Genomic DNA, 12,580 nt, shown 5'->3' on the forward strand with positions numbered 1-12,580 from the left:
CGGTCAGCGCGCGGCGGGTCAGTGCCCGAGCGCGTCGATCCGAGTGACCTCGTCCGGGGTCAGCTCGAGGCGCGCGCCGGCGGCGTTCGACCGGATGCGCTCCGGGTTCGACGACTTCGGGATGACCACGAACTCGTGCGCCACGTGCCACGCGACGATGACCTGGGCAGCGTCGGCGTCGTGAGCCGAAGCGATCTCGACCAGGGTCGGGTCCTCGAGGTTGCTCGCCTTGAACGGGCTGTAGCCCTCGAGGACGACCCCGCGCTCGGACAGCCCCGAGGCGATCGCCGCGTCGAACTCGACCGGGCTCCACTTGATCTGGTTCACGGCCGGGGTGGCGCCGGTCGCGGAGACGAGCTCGTCGATCTGGGCAAGCGAGTAGTTGCTGACGCCGACGGCACGGGTCAGCCCGTCCGCCTGCGCCTGCACGACCTGCTCCCAGACGTCGGGGCGGGCCTCGCCGTTCGGCGGCCAGTGCACGAGCCAGAGGTCGAGGTGGTCGAGCCCGAGCTGGTCGAGGCTCTCCTCGATGGTCTCCCGAACGCGGTCGGCGTTGTCCGGCGGGAGCTTCGTCGTGACGAAGACGTCGTCGCGGGCGAGCCCGGAGTCGGCGATCGCCTTCCCCACCCCTCGCTGGTTGCGGTAGCCGGTGGCGGTGTCGATGTGGCGGTAGCCGGCTTCGAGTGCCGAGCCCACCGCTGCGGGTGCGTCGGAGTCCGGGATCTGCCAGGTGCCGAAGCCCAGGAGCGGCATCGATCCACCGGTGACGGACACGGACGGATTGGCGTAATCGGTCATGCTCCGTGTCTACGCCCTCGGCCGTGCCGGGCTCAGAGCGAGGCAGGCCCTCCCCCGCCTCCCCGACCCACCGCCGTGGTCGTCGGCGATGTCCGTGGTGTCCGCCAGGATCGGGAGTCCGACCAGCACGCACCACCAGGAGCACCACCAGAGCATGACGTCCAGCCGACGCCGCACCCGCACCACCCTCACGTCCGTCATCGTCGCCCTCGCCCTCGCGGTCGGCGGCTACGCCCTCCACACCACCGGGGTCATCGGGAGCGACGCCGACGCTGCACCGGCGGCTCCCGGCACCACGTCAGCCCTGACGGACGAGCCCACCATCACGACGGAACCCACCGCACCGGAGTCGAGTGGCGCCTCCAGTCCGACCGCGACCGGTGCCGACACCGCGACCGGCACCGGCACCGGCACCGGCACCGGCACCGACGGAGGTGCCGCGCAGGCGGCTCGTGCGCAGCTCGCTGCGCTGCCGGTGAAGGGCAAGGCGCCGGCCACCGGGTACGACCGCACCGGGGACTTCGGCACCGCCTGGCTCGACGTCGACCGGAACGGGTGCGACACCCGCAACGACGTGCTCGCACGCGACCTCTCCACCATCACCCGGCAGGGCCCGTGCACGGTCCTGACGGGCACGCTCGTGTCGCCGTACACGGGGGCGACGATCGACTTCGTCCGTGGGAACACGACCTCGACGCTCGTGCAGATCGACCACGTCGTCGCGCTCGAGAACGCCTGGAGGACCGGGGCGCAGCAGCTGTCCCTGGCCGACCGCGAGGCGCTGGCGAACGACCCCGAGAACCTCTTCGCCGTGGACGGGCACTCGAACGCGCAGAAGCGCTCCGGGGACGCCGCGACCTGGCTGCCCGCGAACACGGCGTTCCGCTGTACCTACATCGAGCACCAGGTGGCGGTGAAGTCGAGGTACCGGCTGTGGGTCGCACCGGCCGAGCGCGACGCGATGCTCCGGATCCTGAACGGCTGCTGACCCGTCGCCCTGGACAACAGGTGTAGCGTAAGTGTGGTCGATGCGAATGCATCGGTCGGACTCGCCGCCCCATTCGCGGGACCCCGAGCCCTTCACCGTCGAAGACCTCAGGAGGCCTCCCCCATGCCCGGAACCAGCACAGTCAGCGCTCGCTTCACCGACCGCGTCGTCCTCATCACCGGCGGCGGCTCCGGCCTCGGCCGCGCGACCGCCGTCCGCCTCGCGACCGAGGGTGCCGCGCTGTCCCTCGTCGACGTGTCCGCCGACGGCCTCGAGGCATCGAAGGCCGCCGTCCTCGACGCTGCCCCCGACGCGCAGGTGCTCACCACCGTCGCCGACGTGTCCGACGAGGCCCAGGTCGAGGCGTACGTCGCTGCGACCGTCGACCGATTCGGCCGGATCGACGGCTTCTTCAACAACGCCGGCATCGAGGGCAAGCAGAACCCCACCGAGTCGTTCACCGCGGCCGAGTTCGACAAGGTCGTCGCGATCAACCTGCGCGGCGTGTTCCTCGGGCTCGAGAAGGTCCTCGGGATCATGCGCGAGCAGGGCTCCGGAATGGTCGTCAACACTGCGAGCGTCGGCGGCATCCGCGGCATCGGCAACCAGTCCGGCTACGCAGCGGCGAAGCACGGTGTCGTCGGACTCACCCGCAACTCGGCCGTCGAGTACGGCCGGTACGGCATCCGCATCAACGCCATCGCGCCGGGTGCGATCTGGACGCCGATGGTCGAGAACTCGATGAAGCAGCTCGACCCCGAGAACCCCCGCAAGGCCGCCGAGGAGTTCATCCAGGTGAACCCCACGAAGCGCTACGGCGAGGCCCCCGAGATCGCTGCCGTCGTCGCGTTCCTGCTGTCCGACGACGCGTCGTACGTCAACGCGACCGTCGTGCCGATCGACGGCGGGCAGTCGGCCGCGTACTGAGTCCGCCACCCGGCGTGCGTGCGACCTCGACGCGCGCTGGGCATCGCCCTGGAGGCGCGGCGCACCTCCGCCACGCGTGGCAGTCTGCGGACATGGCTGAGTTGCTGACCATCCCGCAGGCTTTCGCGTTGCTCCAGATCGCACCCGACGGTCGTCGCAGCACCGACGGCCAGCGCCTCGACCTCGGGCTCGCCGGGGCCGCGCTGGCGGACCTCGCGCTCCGCGGAGCGATCACGCTCGAGGGCGGCCGTGTCGGGATCGCGACCGGCACGCCCACAGGCGACGCCGCCCTCGACGGCGTGCTCGAGCAGGTGCGCTCGGTGTTCTCGGTCTCCGGCACGCCGCGGAAGGCGAAGTGGTGGGTGCAGCGACTCGGGAAGCGCCCGCTCCGCGACGCGGTGCTGGCCGGGCTCGTGCAACGCGACATCATCACCGAGGAACAGCGCACCACCCTCGTGCTGTTCACCACGACCCGCCACCCGGAACGCGACGGCGGTCCCGAGTCGCTCGTCCGAGCCGGCATCGCCGACGTGCTCGCGCAGCGTATCCAACCCAGTCCGTACCTGGCGGCGCTGGTCGGCCTGCTGGATGCGACGAACACGCTGCGGGACCAGTTCGGCCGGGTCGACAAGTCCGTCGTCCGGTCGATCAGCGAGGGCGAGTGGGCGTCCCCTGCGGTCCGTGCCGTCCTGACCGACATCCAGTCCGCGGCGGTGATGGCCGGGGCCATGGTGGCGACGACCGCTGCAGCGACATCGACGAGCTGATCGGTCCGGCCGGCCACGGATCGGCGATCGCACGCCGCCTGCCGGGGCAGGTTCGTTCCGTTTCCTGGCGGATCCGGACCGCCAACTCCGGGGAATCCGGTCGAGATCGGACAACTCGCAAAATGCACGTTCGGCGATCCCTGCGGGGCCGCCCGGTGGACGCCGCGGACAACGCACCCATCTGAGTGGTCGGACGGGCCACGGTCGGTCGATCAGGTTGGGCCAGTCGCCCTTCGCCGCCGACCGGTTCAGAGCACGTGGTGCCCGATGAGCCGGCCGAGGTAGGTGATGTCGAAGCGGCCCTTGAATTCGAACCGGACCTTGCCGAGACCGCTGAACCACAGCTCGAGCTCGGCATCGAGGTCGAACGTCCCGGCGGTCTCGACGGAGAACGCCTGCACTTTGCTGTACGGCAGAGAGCTGAAGTCACGCTTCTTGCCGGTGATGCCCTGCACGTTCACCGCGATGATGCGCTTGTCGGTGAAGACGACGAAGTCGCGGATGGTCTTCGCCGCGACGAGGACCGCCTCGCCTTCGAGCAGGAGCCCTGAGATCTGCGGCACGATTTCGGCCGGGTCGCACTGGGCGAGCTTGAACAGGGAACCGTTGTTGAAGTCGATCACGGCGCGATCGTAGCGACGGGGAGGAGCAGGGCAGCGGATTCGCGTGCACCCAGTTCTGGGGTTCGCTCATGTCCGCGGGTCGGGGCAAGCTGGTGCGGTCGTACGGAGACGAACGGGAGACGACGATGCCCCTCGGTGGACCAGGACCACGCGATTGGTCCCCACCGGGTGCCACGACACCTCGACGCCCCACCAGCGGCCCGCGCCGACCCGCGCTGTACGACCCGACACCGTGGAGAGCAGCGACGACGGCCGCCCCGCGAGGAACTCGCCCGTGGGCATTCGCGACGCTTTCGATGCTGCTGGGCATCGGGAGCCTCGTCCTCGCGCTCGTCGAGCCCCAACGCTCCGGTCTCCCGTCGGGCTTCATCGTGTCGACCATCGGCATCACCGCCATCGTCGTCGGCGTCCACGCGGTCCGAGTGGCTCGATGGGGTTCTGCGACCACACGAGCGTTCGGTCGTGGCGGGGCGATCCTCGGCACGGTCGGGACTGCGCTGATGCTCTACGCGCTCCTGGCCTTCGGGCTGACCACGATCGGGATCGCACTTCCCGCGCTGTCCCTTCCCGCTGTCGGCCATCAGCAGGCCGCCCCCGCTGTCGCGATGCCGACGTCCGACGCCGCCGACGGGCAACCGACCGCCGCTACCACCTCACCGGGCTCCGCGGTCGGTGCTCCCGCAGCGCCTGCAGGTGGGGTCGAGAGCGGCGCCACGACGCGCGCGACCGAGCAGTCGTCGCTCACGCAGAGCGCTGGCACGTTGGCGTTCGTCATGGAGCAGCGATTCGGGGCGGGACCGTACCCGAGCACGCTCGCGGTCGGCGGGAGCGCGCCCGAACGGATCATGCTGGCCGACGGCTCGGGATTGGCCGCCGTGCCGGACGGCGCCCGGGTTCTCTACTCCGCAGCGACCGACGGCAGCGCGTGGTCGGTGACGATCATCGGTGCGCAGTTCGGGAGCGTCGTGACCTACAGTTCCGCGATCGGTACCGTCACCGCTGGGTGACCGCAGCGCCAGCCAAGGGTGTCAGCGGCGGGGCTCCACGAGCTCGATGAACCGCGAGAGCAACGACAGCCCGGCGATGGACGGGGGCAGCCCCGTGGTGAGCGCCGGCGAGTGCACGAGGTACGCCGCCCACTTCGCCCGAGACAACGCCACGTTCAGCCGGTTCGGCATCAGCAGGAAGTCGAGCCCGCGCGGGATGTCCGCCGCGCTCGACGCCGCCAACGACACGATGGACACGACGGCTTCGCGGCCCTGGAACAGGTCGACCGTGCCGACCTGGGTCCCCCGGAAGCCTGCGCGGTCGAGTTCCTGCCGGATCACCGCCCCTTGCGCGTTGTAGGGCGCGACGACGATGACGTCCTCGTCGGTCAGCGTCCGCGTGACGTCCCCGTCGACCCACCGCCGCCCGACGACGTCCTGCACGAGCTGCACCACGCGTGCAGCCTCTTCGACGGACGACGTCGTGTTGCCCGCGTGCACCACCGGCACCGCGTGGACCCCGGCGTCGATGCCGTCGAGGTGCCGCCCGGACACCATCGACGCGAGCTGCCCGTCGTAGGACAGCGCCGACACCGATGCGGTCAGGGCCGGCTCCATGCGGCGTGTGCGCGCGAGGAAGTACCCGAACTCCGCCGGCAGCACGTGCTCCCCGTCCGTCAGCCACCCGAGCGCGGACTCGTCGACCGGCTCCGGGTGCGACCCCTGCGACACCTGCGGCAGCTGCTGCGGATCGCCGAGGAGGAGCAGGCGCGTGGCGGCGACCGACGACGCAATGGTCGGGGCGAGCGAGAACTGCCCGGCCTCGTCGACGACGAGCAGGTCGAGGGAATGACGTGCGATCGTCGTCTCGTTCGCGAACGTCCACGCCGTGCCGCCGACGACACCGCCGGTTCCGGACGCCTCACAAGACGATAGGAACGCAGCGACCGCGGCGTTGTTCTTCACCGGGGTCCACGCGGCAGCCTCGACGTCCTCGGGATCGGCTCCGGTGCGGGGCACCTTCACGACCCGGTCAGCGGGCACACCGGCCTTGACCACCGAGGACAGGAAGTTCTCCGAGGTGGCGTGCGACTGTCCGACCACCCCGACGCGCCACCCGTACTCGCGGACGAGCCGCGCGACCACGTTCGAGCCGACGTACGTCTTGCCGGTGCCGGGAGGCCCCTGGATCGCCAGGTACGACCGATCGAGCCCGAGCAGCGTCGCCACCACCGCGGACACCGTGTCGTCGCCCTGCACGGGCACGATCGCACCGCGCGGCGGAACCCTCCGGAGCAGGTCGAGCGCCGGGTCGGGCAGCATCGCGGGCAGCTCGTCGAGGACCCACTGCCCCCACTCGGCGATCGCTTCGGGCTGCGGCTTCGCCCGCGGCGGTGCAGCGGGAGCGAGGGCGACCGGGAAGTCGTGGTGCGGCTCTCCGCCGACGGGGAGGCTCTCCTTGAGCAGCACCTCGGTGGCGTCGCCGTTGTCGAAGACGTCCAGTACGACCGCGCGACCTGACGCGCCCTTCGACCCGGGGGCCGGAGCGTCGACCGACCGCGGAAGCGGGTCGTCGTAGACGAGGTGGGGCGTGCCTCCAGGCCGGAGCCGCGAACCCGGCGCGAGCGTCCCCGACAACCGGAGTTCCCGTGACTGCGACCGGGCACGCGGCAGCGTGTCCCAGTCCCGCTCGACCGACGCGCGCTCGACCACCAGGACGTCACGCGTGTCGGCCCAGTCGTCGACGGGGTTCCGCAGGCGGTCGAAGTGGTCCTGCCAGAAGGTCTTCGCCTCGCGGCGGTGGTAGTCGATGGCGGCTGCGGCGAGCGCCAGCGCCGTCTGGTCCGGCGTCCGGTCGAGGGCGTCGACGTCCGCTGTCGCGGCGGCGAGCGCAACGTACACGGGGTTCGGTTCGCGCTCGACCGGGATCGGCGGGACGAGCTCGGGCTGCTCGGGCGTGGCAGCCGCCGCTGGTGCGCCGGTCCGCAGCGACAGCAGCCAGTCGCGCAGGCGCAGCGTCGAGCGGCAGTCGTACGCGTTGTAGTCCGCGACCTCGTCGAGCATGTGCTGGCCCGCCGCCGCGTCGCCCGAGCGGAGTTCCGTGATCGCGTCGACGTAGGCGGTGATGCTGTCGGCGGCGTTCGTGACGTCGCTCAGCCGCAGGTCCTCGCCCATGTACAGCGGCTCGAGCTTCTTGATCGAGTAGCTGTGGCTGCCGACCACGAGCGCCTTCCGCACGACCGGGTACAGGTCGACCAGGACGCCGGCGCGCAGCAGGTCGTCGACCGCCTCTTCGCCGACGCCGTGCCGTGCGGCCAGGGACAGCAGGTGCGTCCGTTCGTACGCCGCGTAGTGGTAGACGTGCATTCCCGGGTACTGTGCGCGGCGCTCCTCGATGAACGCGAGGAAGTCGATCAGCGCCTGTCGTTCGTCGCGGATCGTGTGCGCCCAGAACGCCGTGAACGCGGCCTGGTCGTCGACGATGCCGAACAGGTAGTCGAGCCCCCAGTGCACGCCGTCCTCGGTGTGCAGCGGATCCCCCTCGAAGTCGAAGAAGACGTCGCCCGGGTCCGGTGCCGGGATCGCGTCGAGCGCCCGCGGGTCGAGGACCTCGTAGAGCGGCTTGGTGGGCTGCGTGCTCGCCCCGGTCGCGCGGCTCGCGTCGCGCAGGTGGTCGGTGTCGACCTGGAGGCGCGCCTGCCGCACCAGCCGATCCTGCGTCCCACGGGACAAACCGGCCACCGCCGCAGTGCGGTCCGCCAGGTCGTCGATCGTCCGCACCCCCTGCCGGATCAGCTTCGCCCGCTGGTCGAGGCGCATCCCGGCGACGAGCACCAGGTCACGGTGCTGCTCCACCTGGGTCGTGCACACGGAGCAGCGGCCGCAGCTCGAGTAGCGCGGGTCGCCCCACGCCAGCTCGCCGTTCGCCTGGATCCGCTCCCCGATCACCCGCTCGAGCTCAGCGCGCTGCGTGCGGTACACCGGCGCGATGTCCGCCAGGTCGTGCGTGGTCGTCGTCCGGTCACCGAGCACCAGGTGGACCTGCTGCCCCGTCGGGATGCCGTGCGCCTGCATCCGGTCGGCGTAGGCGGCGAGCTGCAGGAGCGCGCTGATCTTGGCGTGCCGGGCGAGCTTGGTGTCGTAGACCTCGTACTCGCCCTGGTCGTTGCGGATGATGAAGTCCGCGAAGCCGATGAAGCCACTGCTGTCGGCGGACGCGGGCGCGTGGAAGGTCGGCTGGTACAGGACCTCGGCGCCGTCCCGCATGGCCGTCAGCGCTGCTTCGGCTGCGCTCGCGTAGTCCGGGGGCGCCGGCCGATCGAACTCGACGACGTCCCGCGTCTGTTTGAGGATGTCGAGGTAGTCGAGCTCGTGCTGGTCCCCGAGCCTGGCGGTGCGCTCGAGCATGTCGTCGTGCACGTCCGGCAGGGGTTCGCCGCGACCGAGCTTCGTGTCGAGCCGGCGGAGGAAGGCCCACTCGCACGCGGCCCACGTCGAGAGGTCGCTCGGGCTGAGCAGCACGTGCCCGTCGGTGCCGATCTGCATGGACTCCCCCTCGTTCGCTGGTGCGCTCGAAGCCTAGGGGCGGCCGCCGACAGGTTCGAGTCATGGCACTGCTGCCGAGTTCCAGATCCCGCGCACCGCCCGCGCGAACCACGCCATCGCCGGCCCCGCGACGAGGACGACCAGCAGGACGTCTGTCACGGCCCGCGCCAGTGGGACGACCTGCACCGGCACGGGTCCCCAGCTCGCCACCAGCCAACACGTGGCCGCAATGCTGAGGGCTACCCCGAGTCGTCGACCAGCAGGTCCGCTTGCCTGGCGGACGACGACCACGGCGAGGGTCAGGGTCAGGACGGGCGCCGCGAGCTGCGCCGCCGTCACTGCCCAGTACAGCACTGCCGGGTGCAGGCCCACCGCAGCCCGACCGAGCAGCTGCAGGACGAGGGCACCGAACACCCACCCGATCGTCCACGACGCTCTCCAGGTCATGATCGCCCCGACCAGCAACAGCGCGCCACTCGTGATCGCGATGACGATCGGGGTCGGTCCGACCAGCGGACTGGCCACGAATCCGCGCGCGAAGTCGTCAACGGCCGAACTCACCACACCGAGCGCGCCGAGGCCCCCGACTCCCCTTGCCGCGTCGAGGCGAGTCATTCGTCGCCCCGGTCGCCGAGACCCTCGTGCTGACGCATCGCGGTTCGACAGGAGGCCTTCCACGTCTGCCCGTGCGGTGAGAGCATCGCGTGCCAGCGGTCCTGGTCCTCCACGGCTCGGAGCCGATCGAGTTCCGGTCTCCCGATCGAATCCCGGACATCGGTCTCCACACCGCGGAAGGCCTGCGCGTAGTACTCGCCATCCGCCGGCGGCACTCGCTCGTCCCGGATCATCCGCACCGCTTCGTCCAAGGTGTACTGGGCACAGTTCGTCAGGAATTCCTGTTCGTCGGTCGACGATGCCACGCTGCCCGTCGCCGGTTCGATCTCAGGCGCGCCGCGGGGCGGTCGTGCCTGAGCGATGCGTTCCGCCGGTCCGATGACGAACCAGTTCGCTCCACGTCGGACGGCGCTGCCGTCGGACAGGGAATCAGCCCAGGGCGCGAGCACCTGACCCACAGAGTCAGCGGACCCGTAAACCCGGACGGACACAGTGTTCGCAGCATCGACACAGTCGTAACCACGCATCTCATCCCAGAAAGTCAGGTCATCTCGGTACTCGTCGCGATCGCCGCATCGGAGGCGCTCGACGAGCGCATCGGCCACCTGCTGCAGGGAGCCGGAATCGAGGCGAGGAGTGGTGCGAACGCTGAACGAAGGCGACGCCGGTCCTGCCGGAGACTCGTGCGCGCTGCAGCCGGGTGCGATCAGGGCCGCGGCGCAGGCGCCCGCTCCGAGGAGCAGACGCATGCACTTGGCGGGCCCGTTCAGCCCCACTGCACGCCGGCGGCACCGGATGCCGTCATGCCGCGGATCTGCTTGGAAGCAGCCACGTTGCCCCAGTTGATGACCACGCCGCGTCGGCCCGTTCCGCACCCCGCCGCAGTCCACGTGGTCTGCGCTCGGGAGTTGAATCCCTTACCCCAGACGCAAACGCCGACCTTCCCCCTGTCGCGATACCAGCTGTAGGTGATCTTCGTGTTCTTGCTTGACCCGATGATGCTGCAGCCCGGCACGGACGTGAGCATCGTCGGGATCGCGGCGAACGCCCGGTCGTGGCACTGATTCGCACGCCCGATCGGTTCGCCTCGGTCGTCAACCCGCACAGCGTTCGCTGGATCGAACGACGGATCCACGACGATTGCACCCGACGGCCCCGATGGGCCGGATTCCACCGCGGCCACGGCCGGGACGGCCACCAACACCGGTGAGACGACAGCGGCGACGCCGAGGGTGACGATCACTTGCTTGATGGTGCGCTTCACTGCACACTCCCCTTTCGAAGGCGGCCCCCATGACCGCGCTCGACAGGTATATCAAGTTGATAGCTGAAATTTCAACTTTCGATCGGCACGAACCGCGGCCCGTCGTACCCGTCCCGGGTCACGTGCGCCGTGAAGTCCGCGAGCGACCGGACCCAGTGCCCGCGTTCGCCGTACAGCGCCTGGTAGACGACGACCGGCTCCTCGGTCTCGACGTCCCGCGCGACGAGGAGCACCTCGTAGTCGTTCCCCTTGAAGTGTCGGTACCGGCCGGGCGTCACGTCGAAGCTCACCCGCCCGATGCTACGGCCGTCTCATACACTCAGCGCATGACCGATCAGGCGCGAACGGACCGCGGCCTCGACCGCCTCGTGAACTTCTCGGACGCGACCGTCGCGATCGCGATCACCCTGCTCATCCTGCCGCTCGTCGACATCGCCAGCGAGCTGACGTCCGGCGAGAGCGCCGGTGACCTGCTGCAGGCGCACTGGCCGTCGATCGTCGAGTTCGGCATCACGTTCTGGTTGATCTCCCGCTTCTGGATCCTCCACCACCAGGTGTTCGAGCACGTGCGTTCCTACAACGCTCGCGTCATGCAGCTGAACTTCGTCTGGCTGCTCAGCATCGTGTTCCTGCCGTTCGCCGCGAACCTGCTCAACAGCGGGCAGAACGACGACCGCATTGCCCATGCGGTCTACCTCGGCACGATGGTGGTCACGAGCCTCGCGCTCACCGGCATCGAGCTCGTGCTCCGACGGAACCCCGAGCTGCTCGCCACACCGCTCGGCGACTCGGCTCGTGGACTCATCGCGGCCTCGCTCTTGGCGGCGGCGCTGATCCTGTCCGTGGTGTTCCCCCGCATCGGGCTGCTCTGGGCGCTGTTGCTCCTCCTGCAGGGTCCGGTCGCGCGGGTCCTGCACCGCGTCTGATCCGGTGGAGCGAGGGCGGCCCCTGCGCCTGCTCCCAGCCGTCGGGCCGTCGTCACGTTCGGTCACGTTGGCCTTCTGCGATCCAGAACGTCGTACCGTCACGCCATGACCGTGTTCGTGGCCGTCGCCGTCCTCGTGGGAGTCTTCGCACTCGCCACGGTCCTCGGCGTGGTCTTGCGTGCACGGACGGGACGCGCACGAAGCGGCCGGACGGACACGCACCCCACCGCAGACCTCGCCCCCGAGACCGCCTTCGGCACCCGCGCCACCCTCGTCCAGTTCTCCACCCCCACCTGCGCCCGCTGCCCGGCCACCCGCCGCCAGCTCGACGCCGTGGCCGGCCAGCACGACGGCGTCACCCGCCTCGAGATCGACCTCGCCGAACGCCCCGAACTCGTCCGCCGCTTCGACGTCATGCAGACCCCCACGGTCCTGCTCCTCGACGCCGACCGCACCGTGCGCACCCGCTTCGGCGGGCCACCCCGCCCGCCCGAACTCGCCGCAGCACTCGACACGGTCCTGACCGGCCGACAGGAGTCCCGATGACCAGCACGAACGACACCGCCCGCGGCATCGACCCGCGTTCCCCGCGCTTCGGCGCCGCCATCACGACCGTGCTCCTCGCGGTCACGATCGTCCTCACGTTGATCCCCGCCACGTGGACCGCCGGCATCGTCCTGCTCGCCGTCATCGTCGTGCTCTTCGGGATCGGTGGCATCGGCGGCATCCGTCGGCACCCGTACGGCGCGGTCTTCCGCCGCTTCGTGCGCCCGAGGCTGGCGCCGCCCGCCGAGCTCGAGGCCCCCGAGCCGCCCACGTTCGCGCAGCAGGTCGGCCTGTTCGTCACCGCGGTCGCGCTGCTCCTCGCGCTGTTGGGCGTCCCGTACGCGGCTCCCGTCGGTGCGGCCGTCGCGCTGATCGCCGCGTTCCTCAACGCCGTCTTCGACGTCTGCATCGGCTGCCTGCTCTACGTGTGGCTGGTGCGCGCGGGCGTCTTCCGGAAGCGCACCACGGCCTGATCCTGGCGGTTGCATCCCGCGCACAACCAAAGTCGTCCGGCACCGCGGGATCGCGTGGTTCGAGGCGAGTTCGGTTGTGCGCTGTCAGAGCAACGGGCCTGGAGGCGCGGCTCGCCTCCGC

The 12,580-nt window shown here is 70.5% G+C and carries 14 protein-coding genes; 7 read left to right on the forward strand and 7 right to left on the reverse strand.

What is annotated here, in order from left to right:
* Positions 1-18 precede the first annotated feature (18 nt).
* Complete coding sequence (locus tag BLT36_RS17900) at positions 19-798, reverse strand: aldo/keto reductase (RefSeq protein ID WP_217638333.1); 780 nt, start codon at positions 796-798, stop codon at positions 19-21.
* Between the two features lie 154 nt (positions 799-952).
* On the opposite strand from BLT36_RS17900, the gene BLT36_RS17905 reads away from it, so the two are divergent.
* The 3 genes from BLT36_RS17905 (at position 953) to BLT36_RS17915 (ending at position 3,480) form a co-directional block, all read left to right on the forward strand.
* Positions 953-1,786, forward strand: a complete 834-nt coding sequence (locus tag BLT36_RS17905) for an HNH endonuclease family protein (protein ID WP_092097342.1) — start codon at positions 953-955, stop codon at positions 1,784-1,786.
* A gap of 123 nt (positions 1,787-1,909) precedes the next feature.
* A complete protein-coding gene (locus BLT36_RS17910; RefSeq protein ID WP_092097179.1) occupies positions 1,910-2,713 on the forward strand; it encodes a glucose 1-dehydrogenase in 804 nt (267 codons plus the stop codon).
* A gap of 92 nt (positions 2,714-2,805) precedes the next feature.
* Positions 2,806-3,480, forward strand: a complete 675-nt coding sequence (locus BLT36_RS17915; RefSeq protein WP_092097181.1) for a GOLPH3/VPS74 family protein — start codon at positions 2,806-2,808, stop codon at positions 3,478-3,480.
* A 248-nt stretch (positions 3,481-3,728) separates the two neighbouring features.
* Here BLT36_RS17915 and BLT36_RS17920 read toward each other — a convergent pair whose 3' ends face one another.
* Positions 3,729-4,103, reverse strand: coding sequence for a PH domain-containing protein (locus BLT36_RS17920; RefSeq protein ID WP_092097182.1), 375 nt, complete (start codon positions 4,101-4,103; stop codon positions 3,729-3,731).
* A gap of 296 nt (positions 4,104-4,399) precedes the next feature.
* Between BLT36_RS17920 and BLT36_RS17925 the strand changes: the two genes are divergently transcribed.
* Complete coding sequence (locus BLT36_RS17925; RefSeq protein WP_092097184.1) at positions 4,400-5,110, forward strand: hypothetical protein; 711 nt, start codon at positions 4,400-4,402, stop codon at positions 5,108-5,110.
* Between the two features lie 21 nt (positions 5,111-5,131).
* On the opposite strand, the gene BLT36_RS17930 is transcribed toward BLT36_RS17925, so the two are convergent.
* The 5 genes from BLT36_RS17930 to BLT36_RS17945 form a co-directional block, all read right to left on the reverse strand.
* Complete coding sequence (locus tag BLT36_RS17930; RefSeq protein ID WP_092097185.1) at positions 5,132-8,635, reverse strand: TM0106 family RecB-like putative nuclease; 3,504 nt, start codon at positions 8,633-8,635, stop codon at positions 5,132-5,134.
* Between the two features lie 60 nt (positions 8,636-8,695).
* Positions 8,696-9,160, reverse strand: a complete 465-nt coding sequence (locus tag BLT36_RS17935) for a hypothetical protein (protein ID WP_092097187.1) — start codon at positions 9,158-9,160, stop codon at positions 8,696-8,698.
* Between the two features lie 86 nt (positions 9,161-9,246).
* Positions 9,247-9,999, reverse strand: a complete 753-nt coding sequence (locus BLT36_RS18510) for a hypothetical protein (protein WP_139166518.1) — start codon at positions 9,997-9,999, stop codon at positions 9,247-9,249.
* 17 nt (positions 10,000-10,016) lie between these two features.
* Positions 10,017-10,514 (reverse strand): hypothetical protein, encoded by a 498-nt coding sequence (locus tag BLT36_RS18515; RefSeq protein ID WP_139166519.1) that lies wholly within the window; start codon positions 10,512-10,514, stop codon positions 10,017-10,019.
* A gap of 71 nt (positions 10,515-10,585) precedes the next feature.
* Positions 10,586-10,804, reverse strand: a complete 219-nt coding sequence (locus tag BLT36_RS17945) for a DUF1653 domain-containing protein (protein WP_254787732.1) — start codon at positions 10,802-10,804, stop codon at positions 10,586-10,588.
* Between the two features lie 36 nt (positions 10,805-10,840).
* Between BLT36_RS17945 and BLT36_RS17950 the strand changes: the two genes are divergently transcribed.
* The 3 genes from BLT36_RS17950 to BLT36_RS17960 all read left to right on the forward strand — a co-directional run bounded on the left by BLT36_RS17950 (position 10,841) and on the right by BLT36_RS17960 (position 12,459).
* Positions 10,841-11,440 (forward strand): TMEM175 family protein, encoded by a 600-nt coding sequence (locus BLT36_RS17950; protein ID WP_092097190.1) that lies wholly within the window; start codon positions 10,841-10,843, stop codon positions 11,438-11,440.
* A 105-nt stretch (positions 11,441-11,545) separates the two neighbouring features.
* Positions 11,546-11,986, forward strand: coding sequence for a TlpA family protein disulfide reductase (locus BLT36_RS17955; protein WP_092097191.1), 441 nt, complete (start codon positions 11,546-11,548; stop codon positions 11,984-11,986).
* Positions 11,983-12,459 carry a DUF4395 domain-containing protein gene (locus BLT36_RS17960; RefSeq protein WP_092097193.1) on the forward strand — a complete coding sequence of 159 codons (477 nt, stop codon included), beginning with the start codon at positions 11,983-11,985 and terminating at the stop codon, positions 12,457-12,459. The genes BLT36_RS17955 and BLT36_RS17960 overlap by 4 nt, the downstream gene beginning before the upstream one ends.
* Positions 12,460-12,580 lie beyond the last annotated feature (121 nt).

The organism is Curtobacterium sp. UNCCL20 (assembly GCF_900101675.1).
GTDB lineage: Bacteria > Actinomycetota > Actinomycetes > Actinomycetales > Microbacteriaceae > Curtobacterium.

Bases quoted from the DNA above. Each gene is read 5' to 3' on its own strand.
- BLT36_RS17930 (WP_092097185.1), bottom strand. From the start codon at position 8,635: ATGCAGATCGGCACCGACGGGCACGTGCTGCTCAGCCCGAGCGACCTC.
- BLT36_RS17960 (WP_092097193.1), top strand. From the start codon at position 11,983: ATGACCAGCACGAACGACACCGCCCGCGGCATCGACCCGCGTTCCCCG.
- BLT36_RS17905 (WP_092097342.1), top strand. From the start codon at position 953: ATGACGTCCAGCCGACGCCGCACCCGCACCACCCTCACGTCCGTCATC.
- BLT36_RS18510 (WP_139166518.1), bottom strand. From the start codon at position 9,999: ATGCGTCTGCTCCTCGGAGCGGGCGCCTGCGCCGCGGCCCTGATCGCA.
- BLT36_RS17900 (WP_217638333.1), bottom strand. From the start codon at position 798: ATGACCGATTACGCCAATCCGTCCGTGTCCGTCACCGGTGGATCGATG.
- BLT36_RS17955 (WP_092097191.1), top strand. From the start codon at position 11,546: ATGACCGTGTTCGTGGCCGTCGCCGTCCTCGTGGGAGTCTTCGCACTC.
- BLT36_RS17950 (WP_092097190.1), top strand. From the start codon at position 10,841: ATGACCGATCAGGCGCGAACGGACCGCGGCCTCGACCGCCTCGTGAAC.
- BLT36_RS17925 (WP_092097184.1), top strand. From the start codon at position 4,400: ATGCTGCTGGGCATCGGGAGCCTCGTCCTCGCGCTCGTCGAGCCCCAA.
- BLT36_RS17910 (WP_092097179.1), top strand. From the start codon at position 1,910: ATGCCCGGAACCAGCACAGTCAGCGCTCGCTTCACCGACCGCGTCGTC.
- BLT36_RS17915 (WP_092097181.1), top strand. From the start codon at position 2,806: ATGGCTGAGTTGCTGACCATCCCGCAGGCTTTCGCGTTGCTCCAGATC.